General features: G+C 60.9%; 11 protein-coding genes. 5 read left to right on the top strand and 6 right to left on the bottom strand.

What is annotated here, in order from left to right:
- From QQJ86_RS05185 to QQJ86_RS05160, 6 genes are all read right to left on the bottom strand, one after another.
- A partial coding sequence (locus tag QQJ86_RS05185; RefSeq protein ID WP_284319859.1) for a glycosyltransferase family 9 protein occupies window positions 1–1,165 on the bottom strand: 1,165 nt, incomplete at its 3' end.
- A gap of 31 nt (window positions 1,166–1,196) precedes the next feature.
- Complete coding sequence (locus QQJ86_RS05180; RefSeq protein WP_284319858.1) at window positions 1,197–1,676, bottom strand: hypothetical protein; 480 nt, start codon at window positions 1,674–1,676, stop codon at window positions 1,197–1,199.
- Window positions 1,677–1,881: 205 nt separating this feature from the next.
- Window positions 1,882–2,157 (bottom strand): cell division topological specificity factor MinE, encoded by a 276-nt coding sequence (gene minE, locus QQJ86_RS05175; protein WP_284319857.1) that lies wholly within the window; start codon window positions 2,155–2,157, stop codon window positions 1,882–1,884.
- A 5-nt stretch (window positions 2,158–2,162) separates the two neighbouring features.
- Window positions 2,163–2,978, bottom strand: a complete 816-nt coding sequence (gene minD / locus QQJ86_RS05170; protein WP_284319856.1) for a septum site-determining protein MinD — start codon at window positions 2,976–2,978, stop codon at window positions 2,163–2,165.
- 38 nt (window positions 2,979–3,016) lie between these two features.
- Window positions 3,017–3,793, bottom strand: a complete 777-nt coding sequence (minC, locus tag QQJ86_RS05165) for a septum site-determining protein MinC (RefSeq protein WP_284319855.1) — start codon at window positions 3,791–3,793, stop codon at window positions 3,017–3,019.
- Window positions 3,790–4,419: a GNAT family N-acetyltransferase gene (locus QQJ86_RS05160; protein ID WP_284319854.1), complete on the bottom strand. Its 630-nt coding sequence runs from the start codon at window positions 4,417–4,419 to the stop codon at window positions 3,790–3,792. The genes minC and QQJ86_RS05160 overlap by 4 nt, the downstream gene beginning before the upstream one ends.
- Before the next feature lie 242 nt (window positions 4,420–4,661).
- On the opposite strand from QQJ86_RS05160, the gene QQJ86_RS05155 reads away from it, so the two are divergent.
- From QQJ86_RS05155 to QQJ86_RS05135, 5 genes are all read left to right on the top strand, one after another.
- The gene (locus QQJ86_RS05155) at window positions 4,662–5,885 is read left to right on the top strand and encodes a sensor histidine kinase (RefSeq protein WP_284319853.1); all 1,224 of its coding nucleotides are present in this window, start codon (window positions 4,662–4,664) and stop codon (window positions 5,883–5,885) included.
- A 58-nt stretch (window positions 5,886–5,943) separates the two neighbouring features.
- Window positions 5,944–6,585 carry a response regulator gene (locus QQJ86_RS05150; RefSeq protein ID WP_126683082.1) on the top strand — a complete coding sequence of 214 codons (642 nt, stop codon included), beginning with the start codon at window positions 5,944–5,946 and terminating at the stop codon, window positions 6,583–6,585.
- Between the two features lie 223 nt (window positions 6,586–6,808).
- On the top strand, window positions 6,809–8,185 hold the full coding sequence (locus QQJ86_RS05145) for an SRPBCC family protein (RefSeq protein WP_284319852.1): 1,377 nt from the start codon (window positions 6,809–6,811) through the stop codon (window positions 8,183–8,185).
- Window positions 8,186–8,314: 129 nt separating this feature from the next.
- Window positions 8,315–8,593 (top strand): type II toxin-antitoxin system RelE/ParE family toxin, encoded by a 279-nt coding sequence (locus QQJ86_RS05140; protein ID WP_284319851.1) that lies wholly within the window; start codon window positions 8,315–8,317, stop codon window positions 8,591–8,593.
- 24 nt (window positions 8,594–8,617) lie between these two features.
- On the top strand, window positions 8,618–8,905 hold the full coding sequence (locus tag QQJ86_RS05135; protein ID WP_284319850.1) for a HigA family addiction module antitoxin: 288 nt from the start codon (window positions 8,618–8,620) through the stop codon (window positions 8,903–8,905).
- Window positions 8,906–8,933 lie beyond the last annotated feature (28 nt).

The raw sequence follows: 8,933 nt of genomic DNA, 5'->3' as shown, positions 1-8,933 counted from the left end.
GCGGGAATCCATCTTGCTCTGATGCATCCATTGAAAATGGATTCCCGCGTTCGCGGGAATGACGACCGTGAGGGGGCATATTCAGCTCGGGCATCGCAGCGATAACGCGGGCGACCTCTTCCGGTTCCTTGCTCTGCGCGTGAATCACATGGCGCCCAGGGCCATAGGGCCCCCATTCGGCAGCATTGGTCACGGTAAAGATGCCCATAGTCGGCACGTCTGAAGCGCAAGCCAGATGCATCACGCCGCAATCGGCACTGATGTAGACGTCCAAACCCGAGAGCACGCAGGCGAGTTTGCGCAGGTCGCTGGAGTAATACGCGGGATACCGCGAGCCCAGCATCGATTCGCCCGAGTGCGGCAAAATTTCCACCATGCGATGCTCGGGATGCGCCGCTTCCAGCACCTGCATGAAGCGTGTCCACCATGCTTCGCCCAGCAGCTTATCGCCGGTGGCATTGCCGAAGATGCCGATAATGCCGCGCCCTGGTGAGGTTATGCCGCTGGCGGTGAGCGAACGCATCAGCGCCTCTTTGCCTTGCGCACGCTCGCCGGCGCTGAGTCGGATGTCCGGCACTGGGTAATCCGCCGCAACGTCACGCCCCATTGCATGGCGCAGGAGATACACGGGGCGCTGCCCTTTGCTTTCCAGATTGTCTGGCAGCGGCACTGCATGGGTGATCTCGCCGTGCTTCTTCCGGCTGCTGAAGCCCAGCGTATATGTCGAGTTCGACAACAGCGTGAGCAGACGGCCGGTTTGCGACAAGGGATCGGCGTCAATCGCCAGGTCGTAGCGGATCTTGCGCATGCGCCGCAGTGTGCCGAAGAACTGGAGTGGATGGCCTACGCCGTGCGCCGGCAACCGGAAGATGCGCTGCACGTTGAAGAAGTGGCCGTAGACGCTCTTGGCGATTGGACTGCGTGTAAGGATGTCGATTTCCGCCGCGGGATAGACCTTTTCCAGTTCCGATAGCAGCGGCGTCAGCAGCAGTGTGTTGCCCAGGCTGTGGCTCACATGGCAGACCAGGATGCGATAGATGCCCTTGGCCGGCAGCGGTTCCGATGTCGGTTGCCCATGGTTGCCAAACACTAGGCGCATGAGTCGGCGTGCGACGGCACGACGGAAGTCGTTGATAGGGTCGTAATAGCGCGTGTTCTTCAGCACGGTGGGCTTCGCGGCGATAAGGCGACGGCGACTATAGCGGTTCGCCGGCTTCTGTCAGTAGCTCGTGCTTGATCAGCCATGTTTTTGCGTTTTCGGCGTCCTGCTCGAACCATGCGCGGGCCGAGCCGAGCCGGAATGTGTATCCCCAGGCATCCATGTCCTGCATGATCCGTTTGCGTCCAACGCCGGGCAGTGCATCGCCCAGCACGATCTGCAAATAGCAGACGGCATCTTCTTCTTCGATCGAATCGGTGGCGTCGGTGTGCACTTCGCTGCGGCGTTCCGGCGGCAGCACGATCAAATGGCCGGCTTCATGCAGCACCGAATGTATCGGCGTGTCGCCACGCGCGTACACGGTGTGGCCGATGATGCCGGCCTCATCGTCACCCCAGAAACTGCCTGGGATGGCTGCGCCGTCGGCGACGAGCGTGAGGCTCAGGCCGTAATGGGCGAGCAAGGTCTCGACAAAGCTGCGGTCGATGTCGACGAGGCGAAGGATGGATGAGGACACGATGTTTTCTCCCCCTCAAACCATATCCCCTCTCCCCTCCGGGGGAGAGGGTTAGGCTGAGGGGACAATCTTGCGATGCAGGTAAATCAGAGCACGGCACTATGGGAGGTTGAGGCAAGCCGTGGCCCCTCAGCCCGGCCCTTTTCCCTTGGGAAAAGGGAAGGAGGAAATGTCCTCCCCGGAGGGGAGAGGGGACTAAGCACGGTTAGGTTGCTGCGCTGCCAGCCGGCTTGCCATCCGGCAGTGCCACCGACAGCTCCAGCACTTCATGCCCGGCGTCGCGCTCGACATTGATGTTGATCGCTTCCAGGTCGACGTTGACGTATTTCTTGATGACCTCGAGCAGCTCATTGCGTAGCAGCGGCAGGTAGTCGGGCGCGCCGCGGGTGGAGCGCTCTTGCGCCACGATGATGCGCAGACGTTCTTTCGCCACGGCGGCGGTGGGTTCCGGCTTGCGCTTCAGGAAATCGAGGATACCCATGGCGCTCAGCCTCCGAATACGCGCTGGAAGAAGCCCTTCTTGGGTGCGTCGAGAAAGCGCATCGGGCGGGTTTCGCCGAGCAAGCGGGCCACGGTGTCGCGATAGGCCTGACCGGCGTGGGAGTTGTCGTCCAGGATCACCGGCACACCGGAGTTGGAGGCAGCCAGTACGTTTTCCGATTCGGGAATCACGCCGATGACGTTGATGCCGAGAATTTCTTCTACATCTTTGACGCTGAGCATTTCGCCTTGTTCGACACGCGAGGGGTTATAGCGCGTCAATAGCAGGTGCTGGGTGACGGAGCCGTTATCGCGTTCGGCGCGGCGCGTCTTGCTGGCGAGCAAGCCCAGGATGCGATCGGAGTCGCGCACCGAGGACACTTCCGGATTCACCACCACCATCGCGTGGTCGGCGAAATACATTGCCAGGTGCGCGCCTTTTTCGATGCCGGCGGGCGAATCGCAGATGACGTAGTCGAACTCGTCCTTGGACAGATCGTCGAGCACTTTCTCGACGCCTTCCTGAGTGAGCGCGTCCTTGTCGCGCGTCTGGCTGGCGGCGAGCACGTAGAGATTTTCGTGGCGCTTGTCCTTGATCAGCGCCTGTTTGATGGTGGCCTCGCCCTGGATGACGTTGACGAAGTCGTACACCACGCGACGCTCGCAGCCCATGATCAGGTCGAGGTTGCGCAGGCCGACGTCGAAGTCGATCACGGCCACTTTCTTGCCGCTCATCGCCAGGCCCGTGGCAAGTGACGCGCTGGTGGTGGTCTTGCCAACGCCGCCCTTGCCGGACGTCACAACGATAATCTCAGCACTCAAGGCTCATCTCCGAAAAATATGTTTTTTTAGTAGTAGTGTTACTTCAGCGCTGCAATCAGCAGCTTTTCGCCGTCGAGCCAGCATTGCACAGACTGGCCCTCCAGGTCTTTCGGTATCTGCTCGAACACGCGGTAGTGGCCGGCGATGGCCACCAGTTCCGCGCGGAAATCCGAGATGAAAATACGCGCTTTCGTGTCGCCTTGCGCACCCGCCATCGCACGGCCCTTCAGGCTGCCGTAAATATGGATGCTGCCGTCGGCGATCACTTCGGCGGCATTGGCGATGGTGCCGACCACGATCAGGTCGCGATCGCGCGCATACACCTGCTGTCCGGAACGCACCGTGCCGTCGTGGCGTTGTGCGCCAACCGAACCTTCCGGTTGCGACAGTACCGGTTCGCGCACCGGTGCTGGTACAGGTGCCGGAGTTGGCGCAGCGGAAGGGGTTGGCGGCGCGATGCTGCCGCCATCGGCAGGCTCATAGGCAGCGCGGAACTTGGCGATCAACGGCAGGCCCATGCGTTGCGCCAGCGCTTCCGTGGCGCTGGTGCCATAGGCAAGGCCTACCGGTAGCATGCCGGCGCTGCGTACGGCTTCGAGCAGAGCATCGACCGTGCCGTCGTCCGGCAGATTGAGTAGATGACTCAGATCGAGGACGACCGCGGCACGCGAGAACAACTGCGGCGCGGCGCGCACGCGGCGTTCGAGCTCTTCGCACAAGGCCGCAGCATCGGGGCGGCGCACACGCACACAGGCAATGCCGACCTGCCCGAAGCGCAGATCGCAGGCATCAGAGGTTTCCATTTTTGCATTCATGAACGCCGCTCTCCGGCGAGGCGGCGCGCCTTGGCATCTTGGTTGGCTAAAGGGAGATCGCGGCCGGCGAGCCAGGGCAGGTCGGGCAGGCCGCTGTTTTCGTTTTCGAGGTAAGTGTCGCGCACGTAGGTGTAGCTGGGCAGATCCTTGGCGAGCAGGCTCACCTGTGGACCGCGTTCACCCATGCGTTGCTGCCCCACTTCCTGGAAACCGTAGGTACCGTGGAACAGCACCACCACGTCGTCGGCGGGCTCCAGGAACACTTCGCAGGTGAGCAAAGGCACCCGCACTTCGGCGTAGCTGTTCACGTCGCAATAGAAAATGCGGCCCAGGCCGTGACGGCGATAAGCGTTGGCGATCACGATGCGGTCGATGTAGACGAACGCCGGATAGTGCTCGCTGAACCACAGATAGTTCGGGCTGCTGTAATCGCGCCCATCGCGCAGGGCGATCAGGAAGCCGGCGAGATGGCCGTCGATCTCGGCCACGCGGAAGTAGTCGGCCTGTTCGTAGAAGTAGCGCAACCGTTCGGCGTCCAGGGCGAGGATGGAGCGACCGGCAGTGTTGTTGAGTGCCAGTACGGCATCCAAGTCGTGCTCGCGCACGTCGCGGATGGCAAGGGCCATTCGTTGCTCCGCTGTAAGGGTGGCTAATTAAGACCGACTGACGGCCCAACTCGACGCGCATTATGGCATGTGGCACGAGGCGGCACATGCCGTATTGCGGTATGAATTCGCATGTAAAAGCTTTGTAAAACCGAATACTAGCACTGCCTGATCGCGGCGCCGGGACCCGAGCTGGGGTCGTACGATAGCGCGCATGACTTCCCGCGCATTCCCTCGCGCTGGGCCGGTCCTATGATGCAGGCATGGCGATGACCAATTTCAACCACATCCGGCTGCTGCGTATCACGGGACTGATCGCGTATCTGTGCGACGGCACGCCGTTGTTCACCAATTGGGCGACTGAGCGGCTGGATTTGCTGCAGCGGCCCAATTTCTCGCTGCTGCTGTGGACGCTGTCCTATCTGCTGTTCGGCGTCCTCTATCTATTGATCACCAACAACCTTGGCGCCCGCACCCATATCTGGGCACGACTGATCGGTCTGCTGCTGCTCACCGCCACCGCAGTGATGGTGGGGTGGTACAGCCACAGTGGTTTGTCTGCAACGCTGCTGGTTGTGGTGGCGGTAGTGCTGCCCTGGCTGGTGCCGTTCTGGGCGGGTGTGGCTTGGATCGTCTTGCAGACGGTCAGCATGGCGCTGCTGTTTTCGACGTTCGCGGAACTCAAGCACAGCCTCATGCTGGGTGCGCTGCAGGCCTGCATCTATACCGCGTTCGCCATGCTCGGTTTTGTGGCGTCGTTGGTGGCCAACCAATTGGCGGAGGAGCGGGAGGGTCAGCGCAGGCTCAACTCCGAACTGCGCGCCACGCGTGCGCTGCTCGCCGAATCCACGCGCATCGCAGAGCGCATGCGCATCGCGCGCGAGCTGCACGACGTGATCGGCCATCACCTGACCGCGCTCAGCCTCAATCTGGAAGTGGCCAGCCATCTCAGCAACGAATCGTCCGCGGTGCATGTGCGCAAGGCGCAAAGCACAGCGCGCTTGTTGTTGGCCGACGTGCGCGAGGCAGTGAGCGAACTGCGGCAAGATGATGCGATCGACCTTACCCAGGCCCTGCAAAGCCTGATCGATGGTGTGCCAAGCCTGCACGTGCATCTGACCATCCCGCCGCGCTTCAGCGTGGAAGACCCGCGCCGCGCGCAGGTGCTGCTGCGCTGTGTGCAGGAGATCATCACCAACACCGCCAGGCACGCCGGTGCCCGCAACCTGTGGCTCGCCTTTACTTATGAAGAAGAGACATTATTGAGCCTGTGCGCACGCGACGATGGCCGCGGCACCAGCGATATCACGCCCGGCAACGGTCTTGCCGGCATGCGTGAGCGCTTGGCCGAATTCGGTGGCACCGTGACGATTGAGAGCGAGGTAGGGCAGGGTTTTGCCCTCAGCATCCGTCTTCCATTGGGCGAACCGTCGGTGCTGGCGCATACGCCTTCACGTTTCGAGCCACCCGCATTGAGCCTGACCTGATGACTTGCCAGAATGCCATATGGCTGGAAGTAGCCGTGACTGCTGTGAGGGACCCGCGATGATTTCCGTTTGTCTTGTCGACGACCAGAACCTGGTGCGCCAGGGTGTGCGTTCCCTGCTCGATCTGGCGGAGGACATTCGCGTGGTGGCCGAATGCGCCGATGGTGTGCAAGCCGTACAGGATATTCCACGCATCAAGCCCGACGTGGTGCTGCTGGATCTGCGCATGCCCAACATGAGCGGACTGGAAGTGTTGCAAGCCTTGTCGGCACGCAACGAGCTGCCGCCCACCATCATCCTCACCACGTTCGACGACGACCAGCTCGTGCTGCAGGGCCTCAAGGCCGGAGCGCGCGGCTATCTACTGAAGGATGTGTCGCTGGAACAATTGGTGGAAGCGGTGCGCACTGTTGCCAATGGCGGTTCGCTGGTGGCGCCGATGGTCACCCAGCGTCTGCTGGCTGGTGTGGGCCGTATCCATAATCAGTTCACCAGCCTGGAGCAGCCCGATCCGCTGACCGAGCGCGAGACGGAGATCCTGCGTCTCTTGTCCGGTGGCTACAGCAATAAGGAAATTGCCAATTCGCTCAAGGTGGCCGAGGGCACCGTGAAAAATCACGTCTCCAATATTCTGTCCAAGCTTGGCGTGCGTGATCGAACCCGCGCCGTGCTCAAGGCATTAGAGCTAGGTATCGTCTAATTCTCCGATTGCTTTAAGTCGTCGGAAAATGCTGCTTCGCAACGCGGCTCCGGGCCGTCTCGGCCCGTAGCGTTCCTGCGCGCGAGCAAGTACCATCGGCAGCTTAGGCGCCGGCCGATCCCCCGTCCTGATGCGGTTTCCCTCGAGGGAAGACTCTTTTTGGCGGTCCCGTTCCGACCGGCGCTGTTCACCGCCTTAGAGAGACGTCTCGGAGAAACCTGGAATGACGCGTGTTCTGGAATTCATTGTTGCCCTCATCATCGTCGTCGTGGTCGGCGTCGTGGTGGGCATCATCATGCCCGGCAGTGGCCACGTTGAGCGGTCATTGGTGGTGAGCAAAGACCTGCGCCAGGTCTATGACGTAGTAGCCAATTTCCGCACTTTCCCTGATTACGCCGTGCTCCGCGCGTACGACCCGAGAACCCAGTACACCCTTTCCGGCAACGCCTATGGCGCCGGTTCGGAGATCAGCTGGAACAGCCAGGATGAGAAGGTAGGCACCGGCAAGCTGACCGTGGCGTCCGCTACGCCCGACTTCAGCAAGATCGACACCACCGTCAACAGCGCCCAGATCATCTGGAACGTGGACAACGATTGGCGCGGCAGCGACAAGCATTTCACCCTGGACCTGCTGCGTCAGGGCAACACCGGCAAGCTGACCAAGATCACCTGGTCGTATGACGTGAGCTACGGTTTCAATCTGATGGACCGTTACTCCAATCTGTACATCCACGGCCAGCCGGACGCTTTCATCCAGTACAGCCTGAACAGCCTGCAGAACGTGCTGGCTGGTGTGCCGAACATCGATTACAGCGCGCTCGATCCGTACGTGCAGCAGACCAAGCCGACGCCGGTACTGCTGGTGTCCACATCGATGAAGCGCAAGGACGGCCTGGATGGTTTGAACGAAGCCACCGACGCCGCCATCAAGCAGATCCAGGATGCGGCCAAGAAGCTGGGCGTGCAAACCAACGGTCCGCGCATCATCTTCACCACCAACTACGGTGATGAGACCTACACCTTCGACGTGGCCGAGCCGATCAATACCGATACGCTCACCGTGGCGGGCCAGAGCGTGAAGCTCACGCCGCCGACGCCGCCGTCGTTGAACGATCAGCTGCAGCCTGCTTCCAGCAGCACGGCCGCCAACCCGGCCAACGCCGACAACACCCAGCCGGGTGGCAAGGATCGCTTTGGCCGTCTGGTTGTCGACAACAACGTGCGCGCTACGCTTGCGTTCGGTGGCCCGGCACTGCAAGCAGTGTGGAACGGTACCGCTGCCGGCGTGCCGCAAACGCGCGACATGCTGAAGGCTTACTCGCAGACCCACGGCTACAAGTACGACGAAGTGATCAACCGCCTGTACGACATCCTTGTGCAGCCGGAAGTGAAGGACAACACGGGCGCCATCCAAACCTACGCGCAGTTCGCCGTATATCTGCCGCTGCAGGATTCGTCGAACGGCGGCGCAGTGCCGCAGCAGACGCCGGAACAGCAGGCCGGCATCAAGCAGCCGGCAGTGATGAACGCGAACGGCCAGCCGGCTTCCAGCAGCACGGCACCGGCACCGGCGAGCACCGCCGCAGCGCCGGTGAAGTAAGCGGCACACTACGTGATCCAGAAAAGCCCTCCTTCGCGGAGGGCTTTTTCTTTTGAGATGAGCGAAATCGGCCTATGTATGATTGGTCGAGTCGCGTTGTATCGTATGGCGATACACGATACGATGCTCATGATTAAGACGTTCCGGCACAAAGGTATCAAAGAATTCTTTCTCACCGGGTCTACGCGAGGTATCCAGACAACCCATGCGAATCGACTCCGATTGCAATTGGGTCGACTGGACAAAGCACTAGAACCCAAGGATATGAACGTGCCGGGCTGGAAGCTTCATCCTTTGCGCGGTGACCTGGGTGGGCATTGGGCGGTTTGGGTCAATGGCAACTGGCGCCTGACCTTCGCGTTTGAAGATGGCGATGCTGTGCTGGTCGACTATCAGGATTACCACTGAGGCATGAAGAGGTAAAACGGCATCATGAGCGCCATGCATAATCCTCCGCATCCTGGCGAAGTTCTGCGCGAATGGCTTGCAGATATGTCGGTTACTGACGTAGCCAAAAAGCTTGGTGTATCACGCGTCACGCTATCGCGTCTGGTCAATGGCTCCATGGGCGTAAGCCCAGAAATGGACTTGCGCCTGTCGCTAGCCTTGGGTACCACGCCAGGGAGCTGGTATCACATGCAATGCGATTACGACATGTGGCAGGCAAAGAAGAAGTTTCGCGCGAAAGTGCAGCGCATCCAGTTCCACGATGCGGCCTGATGTCGGCCCTTGTTGAGCTTCTGTAGCA

The organism is Dyella acidisoli, from assembly GCF_030160295.1.
Lineage (GTDB): Bacteria > Pseudomonadota > Gammaproteobacteria > Xanthomonadales > Rhodanobacteraceae > Dyella_B > Dyella_B acidisoli.
Note: the sequence above shows the minus strand (reverse complement) of the source record. Positions and strands in the feature narration are given on the sequence as shown.

Bases quoted from the DNA above. Each gene is read 5' to 3' on its own strand.
- minC (WP_284319855.1), bottom strand. From the start codon at position 3,793: ATGAATGCAAAAATGGAAACCTCTGATGCCTGCGATCTGCGCTTCGGG.
- QQJ86_RS05150 (WP_126683082.1), top strand. From the start codon at position 5,944: ATGATTTCCGTTTGTCTTGTCGACGACCAGAACCTGGTGCGCCAGGGT.
- QQJ86_RS05145 (WP_284319852.1), top strand. From the start codon at position 6,809: ATGACGCGTGTTCTGGAATTCATTGTTGCCCTCATCATCGTCGTCGTG.
- QQJ86_RS05155 (WP_284319853.1), top strand. From the start codon at position 4,662: ATGGCGATGACCAATTTCAACCACATCCGGCTGCTGCGTATCACGGGA.
- QQJ86_RS05140 (WP_284319851.1), top strand. From the start codon at position 8,315: ATGATTAAGACGTTCCGGCACAAAGGTATCAAAGAATTCTTTCTCACC.
- QQJ86_RS05160 (WP_284319854.1), bottom strand. From the start codon at position 4,419: ATGGCCCTTGCCATCCGCGACGTGCGCGAGCACGACTTGGATGCCGTA.
- minE (WP_284319857.1), bottom strand. From the start codon at position 2,157: ATGGGTATCCTCGATTTCCTGAAGCGCAAGCCGGAACCCACCGCCGCC.
- QQJ86_RS05135 (WP_284319850.1), top strand. From the start codon at position 8,618: ATGAGCGCCATGCATAATCCTCCGCATCCTGGCGAAGTTCTGCGCGAA.